Origin of the sequence: Pseudomonas sp. DR208, from assembly GCF_019823005.1 — a bacterium.
Taxonomy (GTDB): Bacteria; Pseudomonadota; Gammaproteobacteria; order Pseudomonadales; family Pseudomonadaceae; genus Aquipseudomonas; species Aquipseudomonas extremorientalis.
Genome location: NZ_CP081944.1, coordinates 4,574,823 through 4,592,437 on the forward strand (window position 1 = coordinate 4,574,823; position 17,615 = coordinate 4,592,437).

A 17,615-nucleotide genomic window follows, 5' to 3' on the forward strand; every position below is an offset into this window, starting at 1 on the left:
CTTATCGACGGCGTTTTTCGTACAGCTTGGGTTCACCCGGTGGCCGGCTCTTGAAGCGGCGGTGGGTCCACAGGTATTGCTCGGGGCATTCACGCACGGAGGCTTCAACCCATTGGTTGATGCGCAGGCAGTCGACTTCATCGCTTTCGCCGGGGAAGTCGGTGAGCGGCGGGTGGATCACCAGACGGTAACCGCTGCCATCGGCCAGGCGCTGTTGAGTGAACGGCACCACCAGTGCCTTGCCCAGCTTGGCGAACTTGCTGGTGGCCGGCACGGTAGCGGCCTGGATGCCGAACAACGGCACGAAGATACTTTGCTTGGCGCCATAGTCCTGGTCCGGTGCGTACCAGATGGCACGGCCGGCGCGCAGCAGCTTGAGCATGCCGCGCACGTCTTCACGCTCCACGGCCAGGGAATCGAGGTTGTGACGTTCGCGGCCACGGCGCTGGATATAGTCGAACAGCGGGTTGCCGTGCTCGCGGTACATACCATCGATGGTGTGCTTCTGCCCCAACAACGCTGCGCCAATTTCCAGGGTGGTGAAGTGCAGGGCCATGAGGATCACACCCTTGCCATCCAACTGCGCCTGCTTGAGGTGTTCCAGGCCTTCGACGTGGGCCAGGCGCGCCAGGCGCTGGCGCGACCACCACCAGCTCATGGCCATTTCAAAGAACGCGATGCCGGTGGAGGCAAAGTTTTCCTTGAGCAACTGTTTACGCTCTTTGGCGGATTTTTCCGGGAAGCACAGTTCCAGGTTGCGTGCGGCGATGCGGCGGCGTTCGCCGGCCACGCGATACATGCCGGCACCCAGCAGGCGACCGATGGTCAGCAGCGCGCGGTACGGCAGTTGGGTGACCAGCCACAACAGGCCGAGCCCCAGCCATAACAGCCAGAAACGCGGGTGAAAAAATACAGCTCGAAAACGCGGGCGATCCATTACAGATTCCGGTAAAGACAAGGGCCGCGCATTCTACAACGGTTCGACCCGGCTTGCGGCCAGTGAGTGTTCTCGTTATAAGTCTCGACACTTTTCGCGACAAGCCGCTTTTGCCGACCATGAGCCAAACCGAACCGCTAGACCAAGATCCCGTGTTCCAGCTGAAAGGCAGCATGCTCGCCATCACCGTACTGGAACTCGCCCGTAACGACCTCGACGCCCTGGACCGCCAACTTGCGGCCAAGGTCGCCCTGGCGCCGAACTTCTTCAACAACGCCCCGCTGGTGCTGGCCCTGGACAAGTTGCCCGCCGACCAGGGCAGTATCGATTTGCCCGGCCTGATGCGCGTGTGCCGCTCCCATGGCCTGCGCACCCTGGCGATTCGCGCCAGCCGTATCGAAGACATTGCGGCGGCCATCGCCATTGAACTGCCAGTACTGCCACCGTCCGGCGCGCGCGAGCGTCCACTGGAACCATTGGTCGGCGAAGAGAAGAAAAAACCGGAAAAACCACCCGAGCCTGCGATCAAGCCTACAAAGATCATCACCTCGCCCGTACGCGGCGGGCAGCAGATTTACGCCCAGGGGGGCGACCTGGTGGTGGTCTCCTCGGTCAGCCCGGGGGCGGAACTTCTCGCCGATGGCAACATCCATGTATACGGCCCGATGCGCGGACGTGCCCTCGCCGGCATCAAGGGTGATACCAAGGCCCGTATTTTTTGCCAGCAGTTGACCGCTGAGCTAGTGTCCATCGCAGGCCAGTACAAGGTTTCAGAAGATTTGCGCCGTGATCCGCTGTGGGGGGCTTCGGTGCAGGTCAACCTGTCGGGCGATGTGTTGAACATCATCCGTCTTTAACGGATACTGCCGCATTTTCCAAGCATCTCTAGACTCTGATAGCACAGCGAAACCGGCATTACTTATGTAGGAATTTTTTATTCCTACAAGGCTGTCCGCCTGCAGCGAGTTCCAAGAGATGTTTTTCAGGGACTGAAAAGTCCTTTTTCCTTAGGGGTGAAACACCTTGGCCAAGATTCTCGTGGTTACATCCGGCAAGGGTGGTGTGGGTAAGACCACCACCAGCGCCGCTATCGGTACCGGCCTCGCTCTGCGCGGCCACAAGACAGTTATCGTCGACTTCGACGTCGGTTTGCGTAACCTCGACCTGATCATGGGCTGCGAACGCCGCGTGGTGTATGACTTCGTCAACGTGGTCAACGGTGAAGCCAACCTGCAACAGGCCCTGATCAAGGACAAGCGCCTTGAAAACCTGTACGTGCTGGCCGCCAGCCAGACCCGTGACAAAGATGCGCTGACCAAAGAAGGCGTGGGCAAAGTCATCGCCGAACTGGCAGAAACCTTTGAATACGTGGTGTGCGACTCCCCCGCCGGCATCGAGACCGGTGCTCACCTGGCGATGTACTTCGCCGATGAAGCCATCGTGGTGACCAACCCGGAAGTCTCCTCGGTACGTGACTCGGACCGCATGCTCGGCCTGCTGGCCAGCAAGTCCAAGCGCGCCGAAGAAGGCCGCGATCCGATCAAGGAGCACCTGCTGCTCACCCGCTACAACCCTGAGCGTGTCAGCAACGGCGAGATGCTCGGCGTTGAAGACGTAAAGGAAATCCTCGCAGTGACCCTGCTGGGCGTGATTCCAGAATCCCAGGCGGTGCTGAAAGCCTCCAACCAGGGTGTGCCGGTGATTCTTGATGACCAGAGCGACGCCGGCCAGGCGTACAGCGATGCCGTCGATCGCTTGCTGGGCAAGACCGTGGAACACCGCTTCCTCGATGTCAAGAAGAAGGGATTCTTCGAGCGTATCTTTGGAGGCAACTAAACAATGAAATTTCTCGACTTCTTTCGCGCCAACAAAAAGCCTACGACCGCGTCGGTCGCGAAAGAGCGTCTACAGATCATCGTGGCGCACGAACGCGGCCAACGCAGCACCCCGGACTACCTGCCAGCCTTGCAGAAGGAACTGGTCGAGGTGATCCGCAAGTACGTCAATATCGGCAACGATGACGTGCATGTCGCCCTGGAAAATGACGGCAGCTGCTCGATTCTGGAACTCAATATCACCCTGCCTGATCGTTGATCGAACAGGCGGCCGCCACGGCGGCTCGGTCACCTTGATCCCTTTTCGGGAACCGGGTGGGCGAGCCGCCGTTGGCGTTTGTTACGAGGCTGTTTAATGCCGCTGTCCAATATCCACATCCTGTATCAGGACGCCGCCGTCCTGGTGGTGAACAAGCCCACCCTGCTGCTCTCGGTGCCTGGCCGCGCCGACGACAACAAGGACTGCCTGATCACCCGCCTGCAGGAAAACGGCTATCCCGAAGCCCGTATCGTCCATCGCCTGGACTGGGAAACCTCGGGCATTATCCTGCTGGCGCGGGATGCCGATACGCACCGTGAGCTGTCCCGCCAGTTTCATGACCGTGAAACCGAAAAGGCCTACACCGCCCTGGCCTGGGGCCAACCGGAACTGGACAGTGGCAGCATCGATTTGCCGCTGCGCTACGACCCACCGACCAAGCCGCGGCATGTGGTCGACCACGAGTTCGGCAAGCACGCGCTGACGTTCTGGAAGGTGCTGGAGCGTTGCGGGGACTGGTGCCGCGTCGAACTGACGCCGATCACCGGGCGCTCGCACCAGTTGCGTGTGCACATGCTCTCCATCGGCCACCCGCTGCTGGGTGACGGCCTGTATGCCCATGAGCAAGCCCTGGCCGCCTGGCCACGCCTGTGCCTGCATGCGAGCATGTTGAGCTTCACTCACCCGCAAAGTGGCGAGCGGTTGCGCTTCGAGTGCCCCGCACCGTTCTAAAGCTGTCAACGCAGTCAATCTGGGAGGGGCGGTGCGATGATTCCACTGGCCTGCGATGGCGGAGTGTCAATCACTGTATGGGTTGGCTGACCCACTGCCATCGGGGGCAAGCCCCCTCCCACATTTGTGCTGTGCACTTCTTGCCATCGAACGGTAAACTCCGCGCATTGCTGTCTGGAGCTATTTATGCGCGAAGCGTTGAATCAAGGCCTGATCGACTTCCTCAAGGCCTCCCCTACTCCTTTTCATGCCACTGCCGCCCTGGCCCAGCGCCTGGAAGCGGCCGGCTACCAGCGTCTCGACGAACGCGAAACCTGGGCCACCGAGGCCAACGGGCGCTATTACGTGACCCGTAACGACTCCTCGATCATCGCCTTCAAGCTTGGCCGTCATTCGCCGCTGCAGGGCGGTATCCGCCTGGTTGGCGCCCACACCGACAGCCCGTGCCTGCGGGTCAAGCCCCAGCCCGAGCTGCAACGCCAGGGTTTCTGGCAACTGGGCGTGGAAGTCTACGGCGGCGCGCTGCTGGCGCCGTGGTTCGACCGCGACCTGTCCCTGGCCGGCCGTGTGACCTTCCGCCGCGACGGCAAGGTCGAAAGCCAGTTGATCGACTTCAAGCTGCCGATTGCCATCATCCCCAACCTGGCCATTCACCTGAACCGTGAAGCCAACCAGGGTTGGGCGATCAATGCCCAGACCGAGCTGCCGCCCATCCTCGCGCAATTTGCCGGTGACGAGCGCGTGGACTTCCGCGCCGTGCTCACCGATCAACTGGCACGCGAACATGGACTCAACGCCGACGTGGTACTCGACTACGAGTTGAGCTTCTACGACACCCAAGGCGCTGCGGTCATCGGCCTGAACGGTGACTTCATCGCCGGCGCACGCCTGGACAACCTGCTGTCGTGCTACGCCGGCCTGCAAGCCCTGCTCACCAGCGACAGCGAAGAAACCTGCGTGCTGGTGTGCAACGACCACGAAGAAGTCGGCTCCTGCTCGGCGTGCGGCGCCGATGGCCCGATGCTGGAGCAGACCCTGCGTCGCCTGCTGCCGGAAGGTGATGAATTCGTACGCACCATTCAGAAATCCCTGTTGGTCTCAGCCGATAACGCCCATGGCGTGCACCCGAACTACGCCGACAAGCACGACGCCAACCACGGCCCCAAGCTCAACGCCGGCCCGGTGATCAAGGTCAACAGCAACCAGCGCTACGCCACCAACAGCGAAACTGCCGGGTTCTTCCGCCACCTGTGCATGGCCCAGGAAGTACCGGTGCAGAGCTTCGTGGTGCGCAGCGACATGGGCTGCGGCTCAACCATCGGCCCGATCACCGCCAGCCACCTGGGCGTGCGCACCGTGGACATCGGCCTGCCGACGTTCGCCATGCACTCGATCCGCGAACTGTGTGGCAGCCATGACCTGGCGCACCTGGTCAAGGTGTTGGGGGCGTTCTACGCGAGCCACGATCTGCCCTGATCTGAATGTGGGAGGGGGCTTGCCCTCTCCCACATTGGTGTTGTGTACCCCTGATCTATATCACCTGCACTTCTCATAATCCGACCTAGACTTGTCAGTATTCCCACTCCGACAAGGCCGTCGCACCATGATCTCCATGTCTTCCTTCCACGCCATGCTTATCCCTATCCTGATCGGCATGATCATGTTGGCCGTGGGTTTCAACTTTCGCGACAAGCCCCTTGGCGTGTTCGGCATGTGGCTCGGCATGCTGCTGATCCTGGGCACCGTGGTGTACAAGATCCTCGCCAAACTGGCCGAATGACGCTTGCACTCGTACACTCGCTCAACCCGTCGTTTCCAAGGTTGACCGCCTCGTGCTTTCCCGTCTGTTTGCCCTGCCCTGCTACTGCTTGATCGCCCTGCTCACCTTGCTGCCGCTCACGCCTGCCCATGCCGTGGGTTTGCCCGGCCTGCTCGGCACCACCAACAAGACCCAACCCCAGGCCGAAGTGCCGCTGGGGCAGTCGCTGGACGAGGTGATCAAGACCCTGGAAAACGACCAGCAGCGCACTCAGTTGCTGAGCGACCTGAAAAAGCTGCGTGCCGCCACGCAAAAGGCCCAGCCGGCCGCCGAGGAAGGTGTGCTGGGCTTGATCGGCGGCACCCTGGCCAATCTCGAGGCACAGTTTTCAGGCGCCGACAGCCCGCTGGGGCGCTGGTCCAACGAGGTCGACCTGGCCAAGGAAGAACTCGGTGCGCTGATGCTGCCGGCCAACGAATGGCTGCCGATCATTTTCGGTTTTGCCCTGATCCTCGCGGTGTGGAGCCTGCTGGCGTACGCGCTGATCTGGCTCAGCCATCGAGTGCGCGAACGTTTCGGCCTGCCTGAAGAATTGCCGCAACATCCACGCACCTGGGACATGGTGCGCTTCGCCCTGCGCAAGCTCGGCCCGTGGATGATCGCCCTGGTGATCACGGTGTACCTGAGCTACGCCCTGCCCTCGTCCCTGGGCAAGTCCCTGGCGATGGTGCTGGCCTACGCACTGGTGGTCGGCACCTGTTTCTCGGCGATCTGCGTGATCGCTTTTTCGGTACTCGACGGCCCGCACCGTCATCGCGCGCTGTATATCCTGCGCCACCAGGCGTTCCGCCCGCTGTGGTGGATCGGCAGTTTTGCCGCCTTTGGCGAGGCCTTGAGCGACCCGCGACTGGTCCAGGCCCTGGGCCAGCACCTGTCCCACACCGCCGCGACAGTCGCCAATGTGATGGCGGCGCTGTCGACCGGTGTATTCATCCTGCGTTTCCGCCGGCCCATCGCCCACCTGATCCGCAACCAGCCGCTGTCGCGCCGCCTGACGCGCCGCGCCCTCAGCGACACCATCGAAATCATCGGGTCCTTCTGGTACATCCCGGCCTTGCTGCTGGTGGGTATCTCGCTGTTCGCCACCTTCGTCTCGGCTGGCGATACCAGCACCGCCTTGCGCCAGTCCCTGCTGTGTACGGTGCTGCTGGTGCTGTGCATGGTGATCAACGGATTGGTGAGACGCCACGCGCTCAAGCCGCAACGCGGTCACAAGCGCCACGCGCTGTATTCCGAACGCCTGAAAAGCTTCGTCTACACCCTGGCCCACCTGATCGTGTGGCTGGTGTTTATCGAGTTGGGCCTGAGGGTGTGGGGCCTGTCGCTGATCCGATTTACCGAAGGCGATGGCCATGAAGTCAGCGTCAAGCTGTTCGGCCTGGCCGGGACCTTGTTGTTCGCCTGGCTGATCTGGATCCTCAGCGACACGGCGATCCATCATGCCCTCACCCGCTCGCGCAAGGGCCTGGCCAATGCCCGTGCGCAGACCATGATGCCGTTGATCCGCAACGTGCTGTTCGTGACCATCTTTATCATTGCTGCCATTGTCGCCCTGGCGAACATGGGCATGAACGTCACGCCGCTGCTGGCCGGTGCCGGTGTGATCGGCCTGGCCATCGGTTTTGGCGCGCAGTCGCTGGTGGCGGACTTGATCACCGGCCTGTTCATCATCATCGAAGACTCCCTGGCCATCGACGACTACGTGGATGTGGGCGGCCACCTGGGCACCGTGGAAGGCCTGACCATCCGTACCGTACGCCTGCGGGATATCGACGGCATTGTGCACACCATCCCGTTCAGCGAGATCAAGAGCATCAAAAACTACTCGCGGGAGTTCGGCTACGCGATCTTCCGGGTGGCGATCCCGTACAACATGGAAATCGACGACGCCATCAAGCTGATGCGCGACGTCGGCCATAAAATGCGCAACGACCCGCTGCAACGCCGCAATATCTGGTCGCCCCTGGAGATTCAGGGGGTGGAGAGTTTCGAGTCGGGCAGCGCGATCCTGCGGGCACGGTTCAAGACGGCGCCGATCAAACAGTGGGAAGTGTCGCGGGCGTTCAACCTGTCGCTGAAACGGCATCTGGATGAGGCAGGACTGGATCTGGCTACGCCGCGTTTGAGTGTGCAGGTGGTGACCGCCGGCACGGTGCAGGAGAAAGATCAACAACAATAAACTCAGGAGAGGTCCTTATGCGTTTAACCGGTCTGACACACCAATGGGCTTTCGGCATGCTGTGCGCGGTAGCCAGCAGTGTCGTGATTGCCGCCAGCAGCGACCAGGACAGGGCCCGGGAGACAATCGCCACCCAGGCAACAGCACTCGAGCCGGCGCTGCTGGAAACCCGACGCGACATTCACGCCCACCCTGAACTGGGCAACACCGAGACTCGCACGGCCGAGTTGGTCGCCAAGCAACTGCGTGACCTGGGCCTCGAGGTCAAGACCGGCGTCGCCCGCACGGGCGTGGTCGCCGTACTCAAAGGCGCCTTGCCCGGCCCGACCGTCGCCTTGCGTGCCGACATGGATGCACTACCGGTGAAGGAAGTCGCCGACTTGCCTTTCGCCTCCAAAGCCAAGGGCACCTACTTGGGCAAGGATGTCGACGTGATGCACGCCTGCGGCCACGACGCCCATGTCGCCATCCTGCTGAGCACGGCGAAGATCCTGACCGGCATGCGCGAGCGCCTGCCCGGCACCGTGGTGTTCTACTTCCAACCGGCCGAAGAAGGCCCGAGTGATTTCATCCCCGACGGTAAAAATACCTGGGGAGCCAAAATGATGGTGCAAGAAGGCGTGATGAAGGCGCCCAGGCCGGACGCGGTGTTTGGCTTGCATGTGTGGGCGGGTGTACCCGCCGGCCAGATTGCCTACCGCCCGGGGCCGACCCTGGCCAGCTCGGATGACTTGCGCATCAAGATCCTCGGCAAACAGACCCACGCCGGTCGCCCCTGGGACGGCATCGACCCGATCACCGTGGGCGCAGAGACCATCGTCGGCCTGCAAACCGTGATCAGCCGCCGCACCGACATTTCCTCGTTCCCCTCAGTGGTGAGCATTGGCACCATCAACGGTGGCACGCGCTACAACATCATCCCTGAGTCGGTGGACATGACCGGCACCATTCGCTCCTACGACTACGGCATCCGCCAGAAACTGCACGCGGATGTGCGGCAGACCGTGGAAAAAATCGCCGAAAGCGGCGGCGCCAAGGCTGAAGTCACCATCATCGAGAAGTACGACCCCACCATCAACAACCCGGCATTGACCGAGAAGATGCTGCCGAGCCTGCGCTGGGCGGCCAAGGATGACGTGGTGCACAGCCCGCTGGTGGGCGGCGCCGAAGATTTCTCGTTTTATGCCAAGGAAGCACCGGGGCTGTTTGTGTTCCTGGGGGTGACGCCGAGAGATCAGGATATGAGCAAGGCGGCGCCGAACCACAACCCGGGGTTCTTTGTGGATGAATCAGCGTTGGTGGTGGGGGTGAGAACGTTGGCGGCGTTGGCGACGGATTACCTGTACGCCAACCAGGCACTGTAAAGCGTTTCTGTGGGAGCGGGCTTGCCCGTGATGGCGGTGTGTCAGGCGATGTATTCGATGACTGATAAACCGCTATCGCGGGCAAGCCCGCTCCCACATTTGATTTGCGGTGCTTAAGCGAGCGTGGCGCCATCCATCTTCTGGCGCAGGCTCAGTGGACGCATGTCGGTCCAGACTTCTTCGATATAGGCCAGGCACTCTTTCTTCAGGCCGCTCTTGCCCACGGTGCGCCAGCCTTCCGGTACGGCCTTGTAGTCGGGCCAGATGGAATACTGTTCTTCATGGTTGACCACTACCTGAAACAGGATGTCGTCGCGGTCAAATACTGAGGTCATTGCTGTTCTCCATCGCTATAAGGCTGGCTGCGCACCGTGCGCAGTACCGATATCTGTAGAAACGTACCAGGCTGGCAAAAAATTAGAGGCTGGCGACCGCCGCCGCCAACGCACGTCCGAAGATGTCCGCCACCCGGTCCACTTCGCTGGCGGTGATCACCAGCGGCGGCAGGAAACGCACCACGCTGCCATGCCGACCGCCCAGTTCGAGGATCAGCCCGCGCTTTAGGCATTCACGCTGCACCAGCGGCGCCAATTGGCGATGCACCGGCGGATGACCTTGAATGTCCGGCGTGCCAGTCGGGTCGACCAGTTCCACGCCGAGCATCAGCCCGCGACCACGAATATCCCCCAGGTGCGGGAAGTCGCGCTGCAGGATGCGCAGGTGTTCACCGAGGCGCTCGCCCATGGCCGCCGCATGACCGGCCAGGTCATGGTCCTTGAGGTAGCGCATCACCGCCGACCCCGCCGCCATGGCCATCTGGTTGCCACGGAAGGTCCCGGCATGGGCGCCCGGCAGCCAGGTGTCGAGCCAGTCGCGGTACACCACCACCGCCAGCGGCAGGCTGCCGCCGATGGCCTTGGACATCACCACCACATCCGGGATGATCCCGGCGTGCTCAAAGGCAAACATCTTGCCGGTACGGCCGAAACCACTCTGGATCTCATCGACGATCAACGCCACGCCCGCCTGCTCGGTGATACGGCGCAGGCCGCGCAGCCAGTCCAGGTCAGCCGGAATCACACCGCCCTCGCCCTGCACCACTTCGACAATCACCGCCGCCGGCAGTAATACACCGGCCTCCGGATCATTCAGCAGGTTTTCCAGGTAGTGCAGGTTGACCCGCACGCCTTCCGCGCCGCCCAAGCCGAACGGGCAACGATAGTCGTAGGGGTATGGCAGAAATTGCACGCCACTGCCGAGCAAGGCACCCAGGGGTTTCTTCGGCCCCAGACTCCCCATCAGGCTCAAGGCGCCCTGACTCATGCCGTGATAACCGCCCTGGAATGACAATACGGTGCTGCGCCCGGTGGCAGTGCGCACCAATTTCAATGCGGCTTCCACCGCATCGGTGCCGGTGGGGCCGCAGAACTGGATTTTCGCTTCCCGCGCCAGCGCCGGCGGCAACAAACCGAACAGGTCCTGCACGAACTGGTCCTTGACCGGGGTGGTCAGGTCCAGCGTGTGCAGGGGCAATTCATCAGCCAGCACCTGTTGAATAGCCTCGATCACGACCGGGTGGTTATGCCCCAGCGCGAGGGTGCCGGCGCCGGCCAGGCAGTCGATGAAGCTGCGCCCTTCGACGTCCTCCACGTAAATCCCCTTGGCACGCTTGAGTGCCAGGGGAATGCGCCGCGGGTAGCTGCGGGCATTGGATTCCTGTTGGCGCTGACGGGCCAGCAGCGGGGTTTCGTCGAACTGGTAAAGCGTTTCATGCACCTGGGCGTCTTCGATACGGCTGGTAGCGACTGACATTTCTCGATCCCTCAATACGCTGATGATGGTGACCAAACTGCCGATCCGCTGGCGTCTGGCCCCAAGGGGCATGCGCACGGATTTCCTGTTCTGGAAACGCACCAGCGTCGAGGGGATTTAGGGCCTTTGATCACTCACCAATGAATACAAAACCAAATGTGGGAGGGGGCTTGCCCCCGATAGCAATGGATCAGTCACTGGTGTCGGGACTGACAGAGCGCAATCGGGGGCAAGCCCCCTCCCACATTGGAATTGCGTTCGGCGTCAAAGACCGCGGTATTTTTCGTTCAGTGCATACAAAATCGCGCAGGTCTCCGCATCCAGGAACCCGCAGTAATCCCGCGCCCGAAAGTGCATCTGAAACGCCCGCGTCCTCTGTTCAAACCCTTGCCGGTTCTTCGCCGGCGCATAGCCATAGCGTTGAAACGCCCGCTCCACCTCGACCTCCGGCGGCAGGCCCAGGCAAAACCGGCGCTGATACATCGCCCGTGTCGCCTCATCAAACCAGGCCCCCACTCCCGCTTCATGCAGACACCGCCACGGCAGCCGCGGCCCAGGATCACTCTTGCGACCGAACGCCACGTCCGCATGCCCGAGGATGTCGGTGGGCCCGATCTGCGGGTATCGCTCAAGAATGTCGCGAACCAGTGCAATCAACACGTCGGTCTGTTCCGGCGCATAGGCCGCAAAGGTGAACACACCGCCGTCATCCCGCGCCTGGTTGACGATCTCGATGCCAATCGAGCGGCTGTTGAGGTTGTCGCGCCCCGCCCAATGGCTCACCCCGGCGTGCCAGGCGCGCTGGTCTTCCTCCACCAACCGGAAGACACGCAGCTCTTCATAGCCAGCCGCGCGATAGTCGGGCTCATCAGGGTCGGGCAGCAAGTAGTGTGCACTCACCCCATCCTGAGTCAGGGTGCGCAGTGAGGCACCAAAAGGCGCTGCGGTGTAATGCAGGATCACCTGCCGCACGGGCTCGCCGTTGCGATCGTTGAAGCCTCTGGCAGGGAAACTGGTATCGATGACCAACATGAGAACCGTCCTTTTTCAATACAGGCCGAGTCATTCAGCCCGTTCAAGCGCAAAAAATTACCGCCATCCTGAAGGCTTCAACTTCAGGAGGGCGGTAGCTATTTGGCACTTGAAAGAAAAGTGATCAGCAGCGCAGTGGCATACCCAGGTCAACGCGCAGGCCGTCCGGCCCGCTGTCGAACTTCAACGAGCAGGAACAGCGCTGCACGATCGCTTGCACGATCGCCAGGCCCAGGCCACAGCCTTCGCTATTACCGTTGCGCCAGAAGCGTTGGGTCAGGTACTGCAGGTCCTCGGGGGCAATCTGCTTGCCGTGGTCACGCACGCGGAACACCACATTATCGGCGGCGGTGAATACGCTGAGTTCCACCCGGGTATCGGTCGGCGTGTGGCGCAACGCGTTGTCCAGCAGGTTACGCAAGGCGGCGACAGCGAGGCCCACCGGCATGTCCACCGGGGTGGCCGACAGGTCGTCCGGCAGGATCAGGTCGATGCGCGAATTGTCACCGGCATTGGCATCCTGGATCGCCAGGCGCGCTACTTCTTCGGCGCTGGAGTGCATGCCATCGTCAAACGACAGGTTACCCTCGACCCGTGCCAGCAACAGCAATTGCTCCAGGGTCCGATGCAGGCGGTCGGCGCCCTCCTCGGCATGGGCCAGGGACTGGTCGCGGGCCGCGCCTTCGGTCATGCGCGCCACTTGCAGGTGGGTCTTGATCGCGGTGAGCGGGCTGCGCAGTTCGTGGGCCGCGTCACCGGTGAGGCGGCGCTCGCGCTCGATGGTCTTGGCAATGCGTTGCAACAGCTGGTTCTGGGTGTCCAGCAGTGGCTCGAGTTCGCTGGGCAACGGGTGGATCTGCAACGGTTCAAGGGAATCGGCACTGCGGCGCATCAAGGCGTCACGCATGCGGTTGAGCGGCAGCAGGCTCTGGCCGATGCCCAGCCACAACAGGCACAGGCAGCCGAGCATCGCCACGCCCACCGGCACCGACGCCGCCAGCAAGATCGACAGGTTCAGCGCCTCGCGTTCCACTTGTCGGTCGGCCGTGGTGATCAGCAGGTCGCCACGGGACAGGGTGAAACTGCGCCAGCCCACGCCATCGACGACCTGGTCGCGAAACCCGCTCTTGCGCGACTCCAGCCCCTCATCCGGCGTGGTGTGGCTGCGCGCCAGGATTTCCCCGCGCAGGGAACTGACCTGGCAGGCCATGCCGCCGGGCACATTCAATTGTTCAGCGCTGAAATGCGCGCCGCCGCTGACGCTGGCCAGGCCGGGCATCTGTTCGGTCAGCCCCGCCACCATGCGCGCCGACGCCACCAGGCGCTGGTCGAGGGAGAACATCATCTGGTTGCGCAGGTCATTGAGCATCCAGGCCGCCGCCAGGGCCCAGATCAACACAAAAGCGGCGCCGAGCTTGAACGTCAGGCGCAGGCGCAGGCTTTTCACGATGCGTCCTCGCCCCCATCGGCTGGGCCCAGGCGGTAGCCAAGGCCGCGCACGGTCTCGACAATGCCGTTGCCCAACTTGCGCCGCAGGTGGTGGATATGCACGTTGAGCGCGTTGCTTTCCAGTTCGTCGTTGAAGCCGTAGACGCTGTCCTTGAGCTGTTCGCTGGAGAGTACCCGGCCTTTGTTGTGCAGCAGGGCTTGCAACAGCGCCTGCTCGCGACGCGACAGGTCAACCGGCTCGCCGCCCAGGAAGGTTTCGCGGCTGCTGGGGTCGTAGGCCAGGCGGCCATGCTCGATCAGGTTGACACTGCGCCCTGCCACCCGTCGCAGCAGGGTTTGCAGGCGCGCGGCGAGTTCGCGCAGGTCGAAGGGTTTGAGCAGGTAGTCATCGGCGCCGGCTTGCAGGCCGTCGACGCGATTGGTCACCGAGTCCCGCGCGGTGAGGATCAGCACCGGAATCTCCAGGCCCTGGCTGCGCTGTTGCTGCAACAACTTGAGCCCGTCTTCGTCCGGCAGGCCCAGGTCGAGCACCATGATGTCGAACGTCGCCGCCTTGAGCATCGCGCGTGCGGCGCCCGCCGTGGCCACGTGTTCAACGGTGAAACCCTGGGCGGTGAGGCCGGCCACAATGCCGCTGGCGATCAGTTTGTCGTCTTCACAGACCAGTACGTGCATGGTGAACCCTTCATGAAAGATGGGGAGATTAAAGGGGCAGCGGATTAAGCGCAGATTATGCCGCTAAACACCCCACACTCAATCTAGAATAGCCGTGGTTAATCATCGGTTAATCAACGCCACACATTGTGTGCCTACTTGCATCGAACTAAGGCTTGACCATGCGGCATCTGTTTACCTTTCTGCTGGTGTTGTTCGCGGGGCTGGCCCAGGCCGCGCCGGGCAACCCGTTTGAGACCAAACCCGATTTCCTCCCGGTGGGCAAGGCCTTCATCTTTACCTCCGAACGTCTTGAAAGTGGCGAGATGCAGCTGTATTGGCAGATTGCCGACGGTTACTACCTGTACAAGCAGCGCATGAAGTTCGACGGCCTGGCCGAAAAACCCGTGCTGCCCAAAGGCGAGGATCACAGCGATGAGTTCTTCGGCGACCAGGAGGTCTATCGCCAAGGCCTGGAAGTGAAGATTCCCGCCGGCGCCACCGGCCAGGTCAAGCTGGGCTGGCAGGGCTGTGCGGATGCGGGTCTGTGCTACCCGCCGCAGTCGATCACCGTGGACCTGGGTGGCAACCCGGCCGTCGCCGCCACCGCACAAGCCCAGGACCAGAGCCTGGCCAGCGGTTTGCAACAACGCAGCCTGGGTTGGAGCCTGTTGATATTCTTTGGCTTGGGACTGCTGTTGGCCTTTGCACCGTGTTCATTGCCGATGCTGCCGATTCTCGCCGGCCTGGTGGTGGGCAGTGGTGCCAGCCCGCGTCGCGGTTTTGCCCTGGCCAGCAGCTATGTGGTGTGCATGGCGCTGGTGTATGCCGCGCTCGGCGTATTGGCTGCCTTGCTTGGCGCCAACCTCGCCGCGCTCCTGCAAACCCCATGGATCCTCGGCAGCTTCGCTGCGCTGTTCGTGATCCTCGCCTTGCCGATGTTCGGCTTCTTTGAACTGCAACTGCCAGCGTTCCTGCGCGACCGCCTGGACAACGTCAGCCGCCAGCAAAGCGGCGGCAGCCTGGTGGGCGCAGGGATTCTCGGTGCGCTGTCCGGCCTGCTGGTGGGTCCGTGCATGACAGCGCCCCTGGCCGGTGCCCTGCTGTACATCGCCCAGAGCGGAAATGCGCTGCACGGCGGCCTGATCCTGTTCGCCATGGGCATCGGCATCGGCATTCCGCTGTTGCTGCTGGTGACCGTGGGCAACCGCTTCCTGCCCAAGCCGGGCACCTGGATGAACGTGCTCAAGGGCGTCTTCGGCTTCCTGTTCCTCGGTACCGCCGTGCTGATGATCCGGCCGGTGGTCGGCGAAAACCTGTGGATCGGCCTGTGGGGCGTACTCGCGCTGATCATGGCCTACTGCGGCTGGACCCTGGCCCGCGAATACGGCCTGGCCGCCAAGGTGTTTGGCGCAGGCTCCCTGGTACTGGGCCTGTGGGGCGCGGTGCTGGTGGTGGGCGCAGCGGGCGGCAGCGACGACCTGTGGCAACCGCTGAAGGTCTACAGCGGTTCACGGGTCGCTGGCGCAGCCTCCGCCCACGATGCCTTCATGACCATCAACGACCCGGCCGTGCTGCAAAGCCAGCTCGACAGCGCCAAGGCCCAAGGCCAATGGGTGCTGGTGGACTACTACGCCGACTGGTGCGTGTCGTGCAAGATCATGGAAAAACAGGTGTTCGGCAAACCCGAAGTCATGCAGGCGCTGAAAGACGTACGCCTGCTGCGCCTGGACGTCACCGCCGACAACGCCGCCAGCCGCGCGCTGCTCGGCCGCTACAAAGTGCCTGGCCCACCGAGCTTCGTGTGGATCGGCCCGGACGGTGAAGAACGCCGCGCCCAACGCATCACCGGCGAAGTGGATGCCGCCGCTTTCCTGCAACGCTGGACGCAAACCCGAGACGCTCTCTGATGCTGACCCTGACCATCGGCACCTTCGCCATCGCCCTGAATCACATCCTGCTGATCAGTGCGCTGATTCTCGCCACCCTGGTGGGCTGGCGTGTGGCCAAGCGTGGCGGGGAAAACCCTGAGTCGGTGCTGTTCAGCCTGTTCCTGCTGGGCATGCTGGTAGCACGCCTCAGCTTTGTGCTGATGTACTGGAGCGAGTACAGCCACGACCCGCTGCAAATGGTCGACCTGCGCGATGGCGGTTTTCTCCCCTGGCCCGGCGTGATCGCCCTGATACTCGGCGCGCTGCTGTATGGCTGGCGCCGCCCTGCCCTGCGCGCACCGCTGAGTGCCGGCGTGGTCACCGGGCTGGTGTTCTGGGGGTTGGCCAGCCTGTCCCTGAGCCTGTACGACAAGGGCGCGCAACTGCCGGACATCACCTTGCGCAACGCCAATGGCGACGTGGTGCAACTGGCCGACTATAAAGGAGGCCCTTTGGTGATCAACCTCTGGGCTACCTGGTGCCCGCCGTGCCGCCGCGAGATGCCAGTACTGGAGCGCGCCCAACACCAGCGGCCCGACGTGACCTTCCTGTTCGTCAACCAGGCCGAAAGCATGCAAAGCGTCAGCACCTTCCTCGCCACCCAGGGCCTGACCCTCGACAACGTGCTGTTCGACGCCAGCGGCCGCCTCGGCCAGGCCGTAGGTTCCATGGCCTTGCCGACCACCCTGTTCTACCAAGCCGATGGACGCCTGATCAACAGCCACCTTGGTGAACTGTCCCAGGCCAGCCTGGCCCGCGCCATGGAACCCTTCGACAACGCCCCTGCCGCCACAAGGAAACCGACATGCCTCGCCTCCGCCACCTGCTGACCCTGCTGCCACTGACCTTGGCCGCTACCCTGGCCCAGGCCGAAGACTGGCCGGCGCCGATCAAACAGATCGAAGCCAAGGGCGCCAAGATCCTCGGCAAGTTCGACGCCCCCAGCGGCCTCACCGGCTACGCCGCCCAGTACCAGAACCGCGGCATGGCCCTGTACCTGACCGCCGACGGCAAAAGCGTGCTCGCCGGCAACCTGTACGACGCCCAAGGCAACGACCTGAGCAGCGCGCCCCTGGAAAAACTGGTGTACGCACCGATGGCCAAGGAAGTCTGGGCCAAGATGGAAAAAAGCAGCTGGATCCAGGACGGCGACGTCAAGGCGCCACGCATCGTCTACCTGTTCAGCGACCCCAACTGCCCCTACTGCAACATGTTCTGGGAACAGGCCCGCCCCTGGGTGAAGGCCGGCAAGGTGCAGTTGCGCCACATCATGGTCGGTATTATCCGCGAAGACAGCCCAGGCAAATCGGCCGCGCTGTTTGCCGCCAAAGACCCGCAGAAAGCGTTGGAAGAACATGAGGCCGCCGGTAAAGGCAGCAAGTTGCAGGCGCTGGCCAAGATTCCAGCGGATATCGAGGCCAAGCTTGATAGCAACATGAAGTTGATGGATGAGCTGGAGCTGTCGGCGACGCCGGCGATTTTCTATCTGGATGACAAAGGGGGGTTGCAGCAGCAACAAGGGGCGCCTTCGCCGGAGAAGTTGGTGAAGATACTTGGGCCGAAGTAGGCGGCGCCTTGACTGACGCCATCGGGGGCAAGCCCCACTCCCACA

17 protein-coding genes are annotated in these 17,615 nt (G+C 62.6%); 11 read left to right on the plus strand and 6 right to left on the minus strand.

The window, feature by feature from the left end:
- Window position 1: 1 nt before the first annotated feature.
- The gene (locus K5K89_RS20540; RefSeq protein WP_071490788.1) at window positions 2–937 is read right to left on the minus strand and encodes a lipid A biosynthesis lauroyl acyltransferase; all 936 of its coding nucleotides are present in this window, start codon (window positions 935–937) and stop codon (window positions 2–4) included.
- Between the two features lie 119 nt (window positions 938–1,056).
- On the opposite strand from K5K89_RS20540, the gene minC reads away from it, so the two are divergent.
- The 8 genes from minC (at window position 1,057) to K5K89_RS20580 (ending at window position 9,125) form a co-directional block, all read left to right on the plus strand.
- A complete protein-coding gene (gene minC / locus K5K89_RS20545; RefSeq protein WP_071490789.1) occupies window positions 1,057–1,794 on the plus strand; it encodes a septum site-determining protein MinC in 738 nt (245 codons plus the stop codon).
- A gap of 166 nt (window positions 1,795–1,960) precedes the next feature.
- Window positions 1,961–2,773, plus strand: coding sequence for a septum site-determining protein MinD (minD, locus tag K5K89_RS20550; protein WP_071490790.1), 813 nt, complete (start codon window positions 1,961–1,963; stop codon window positions 2,771–2,773).
- A 3-nt stretch (window positions 2,774–2,776) separates the two neighbouring features.
- Window positions 2,777–3,031 carry a cell division topological specificity factor MinE gene (gene minE, locus K5K89_RS20555; RefSeq protein ID WP_010208824.1) on the plus strand — a complete coding sequence of 85 codons (255 nt, stop codon included), beginning with the start codon at window positions 2,777–2,779 and terminating at the stop codon, window positions 3,029–3,031.
- A 96-nt stretch (window positions 3,032–3,127) separates the two neighbouring features.
- Window positions 3,128–3,763 carry an RluA family pseudouridine synthase gene (locus K5K89_RS20560; RefSeq protein WP_015885133.1) on the plus strand — a complete coding sequence of 212 codons (636 nt, stop codon included), beginning with the start codon at window positions 3,128–3,130 and terminating at the stop codon, window positions 3,761–3,763.
- A 186-nt stretch (window positions 3,764–3,949) separates the two neighbouring features.
- Window positions 3,950–5,239: a M18 family aminopeptidase gene (locus K5K89_RS20565; RefSeq protein WP_071490791.1), complete on the plus strand. Its 1,290-nt coding sequence runs from the start codon at window positions 3,950–3,952 to the stop codon at window positions 5,237–5,239.
- 127 nt (window positions 5,240–5,366) lie between these two features.
- Window positions 5,367–5,543, plus strand: coding sequence for a hypothetical protein (locus K5K89_RS20570; RefSeq protein ID WP_163034621.1), 177 nt, complete (start codon window positions 5,367–5,369; stop codon window positions 5,541–5,543).
- A gap of 52 nt (window positions 5,544–5,595) precedes the next feature.
- Window positions 5,596–7,761: a mechanosensitive ion channel family protein gene (locus K5K89_RS20575; RefSeq protein ID WP_071490792.1), complete on the plus strand. Its 2,166-nt coding sequence runs from the start codon at window positions 5,596–5,598 to the stop codon at window positions 7,759–7,761.
- Window positions 7,762–7,778: 17 nt separating this feature from the next.
- A complete protein-coding gene (locus K5K89_RS20580; RefSeq protein ID WP_071490793.1) occupies window positions 7,779–9,125 on the plus strand; it encodes an amidohydrolase in 1,347 nt (448 codons plus the stop codon).
- Between the two features lie 113 nt (window positions 9,126–9,238).
- On the opposite strand, the gene K5K89_RS20585 is transcribed toward K5K89_RS20580, so the two are convergent.
- From K5K89_RS20585 to K5K89_RS20605, 5 genes are all read right to left on the minus strand, one after another.
- Window positions 9,239–9,460 (minus strand): MbtH family protein, encoded by a 222-nt coding sequence (locus K5K89_RS20585; RefSeq protein WP_071490794.1) that lies wholly within the window; start codon window positions 9,458–9,460, stop codon window positions 9,239–9,241.
- Between the two features lie 82 nt (window positions 9,461–9,542).
- Entirely contained in the window at window positions 9,543–10,937 is a 1,395-nt protein-coding gene (locus tag K5K89_RS20590) for an aspartate aminotransferase family protein (RefSeq protein ID WP_092243138.1), read from the minus strand.
- Window positions 10,938–11,201: 264 nt separating this feature from the next.
- On the minus strand, window positions 11,202–11,969 hold the full coding sequence (locus tag K5K89_RS20595; protein WP_071490796.1) for an N-acetylmuramoyl-L-alanine amidase: 768 nt from the start codon (window positions 11,967–11,969) through the stop codon (window positions 11,202–11,204).
- Window positions 11,970–12,093: 124 nt separating this feature from the next.
- Window positions 12,094–13,416 (minus strand): ATP-binding protein, encoded by a 1,323-nt coding sequence (locus tag K5K89_RS20600; RefSeq protein ID WP_071490797.1) that lies wholly within the window; start codon window positions 13,414–13,416, stop codon window positions 12,094–12,096.
- Entirely contained in the window at window positions 13,413–14,093 is a 681-nt protein-coding gene (locus tag K5K89_RS20605) for a response regulator (protein ID WP_028617287.1), read from the minus strand. The genes K5K89_RS20600 and K5K89_RS20605 overlap by 4 nt, the downstream gene beginning before the upstream one ends.
- A gap of 161 nt (window positions 14,094–14,254) precedes the next feature.
- On the opposite strand from K5K89_RS20605, the gene dsbD reads away from it, so the two are divergent.
- From dsbD to dsbG, 3 genes are read left to right on the plus strand one after another with little or no spacing between them, the layout of a single operon-like run.
- Window positions 14,255–15,982: a protein-disulfide reductase DsbD gene (gene dsbD, locus K5K89_RS20610; RefSeq protein WP_222540163.1), complete on the plus strand. Its 1,728-nt coding sequence runs from the start codon at window positions 14,255–14,257 to the stop codon at window positions 15,980–15,982.
- Entirely contained in the window at window positions 15,982–16,833 is an 852-nt protein-coding gene (locus K5K89_RS20615; protein ID WP_222540164.1) for a TlpA disulfide reductase family protein, read from the plus strand. Before dsbD ends, K5K89_RS20615 begins: the two co-directional genes overlap by 1 nt.
- Window positions 16,809–17,570, plus strand: coding sequence for a thiol:disulfide interchange protein DsbG (dsbG, locus tag K5K89_RS20620; RefSeq protein WP_222540165.1), 762 nt, complete (start codon window positions 16,809–16,811; stop codon window positions 17,568–17,570). Before K5K89_RS20615 ends, dsbG begins: the two co-directional genes overlap by 25 nt.
- Window positions 17,571–17,615: the final 45 nt, after the last annotated feature.

What these genes read in the sequence shown, in the direction of transcription:
- K5K89_RS20540 (WP_071490788.1), bottom strand. Translation starts at nt 937, where the DNA reads ATGGATCGCCCGCGTTTTCGAGCTGTATTTTTTCACCCGCGTTTCTGG.
- minC (WP_071490789.1), top strand. Translation starts at nt 1,057, where the DNA reads ATGAGCCAAACCGAACCGCTAGACCAAGATCCCGTGTTCCAGCTGAAA.
- minE (WP_010208824.1), top strand. Translation starts at nt 2,777, where the DNA reads ATGAAATTTCTCGACTTCTTTCGCGCCAACAAAAAGCCTACGACCGCG.
- K5K89_RS20560 (WP_015885133.1), top strand. Translation starts at nt 3,128, where the DNA reads ATGCCGCTGTCCAATATCCACATCCTGTATCAGGACGCCGCCGTCCTG.
- K5K89_RS20565 (WP_071490791.1), top strand. Translation starts at nt 3,950, where the DNA reads ATGCGCGAAGCGTTGAATCAAGGCCTGATCGACTTCCTCAAGGCCTCC.
- K5K89_RS20570 (WP_163034621.1), top strand. Translation starts at nt 5,367, where the DNA reads ATGATCTCCATGTCTTCCTTCCACGCCATGCTTATCCCTATCCTGATC.
- K5K89_RS20580 (WP_071490793.1), top strand. Translation starts at nt 7,779, where the DNA reads ATGCGTTTAACCGGTCTGACACACCAATGGGCTTTCGGCATGCTGTGC.
- K5K89_RS20585 (WP_071490794.1), bottom strand. Translation starts at nt 9,460, where the DNA reads ATGACCTCAGTATTTGACCGCGACGACATCCTGTTTCAGGTAGTGGTC.
- K5K89_RS20590 (WP_092243138.1), bottom strand. Translation starts at nt 10,937, where the DNA reads ATGTCAGTCGCTACCAGCCGTATCGAAGACGCCCAGGTGCATGAAACG.
- K5K89_RS20595 (WP_071490796.1), bottom strand. Translation starts at nt 11,969, where the DNA reads ATGTTGGTCATCGATACCAGTTTCCCTGCCAGAGGCTTCAACGATCGC.
- K5K89_RS20605 (WP_028617287.1), bottom strand. Translation starts at nt 14,093, where the DNA reads ATGCACGTACTGGTCTGTGAAGACGACAAACTGATCGCCAGCGGCATT.
- dsbD (WP_222540163.1), top strand. Translation starts at nt 14,255, where the DNA reads ATGCGGCATCTGTTTACCTTTCTGCTGGTGTTGTTCGCGGGGCTGGCC.
- K5K89_RS20615 (WP_222540164.1), top strand. Translation starts at nt 15,982, where the DNA reads ATGCTGACCCTGACCATCGGCACCTTCGCCATCGCCCTGAATCACATC.
- dsbG (WP_222540165.1), top strand. Translation starts at nt 16,809, where the DNA reads ATGCCTCGCCTCCGCCACCTGCTGACCCTGCTGCCACTGACCTTGGCC.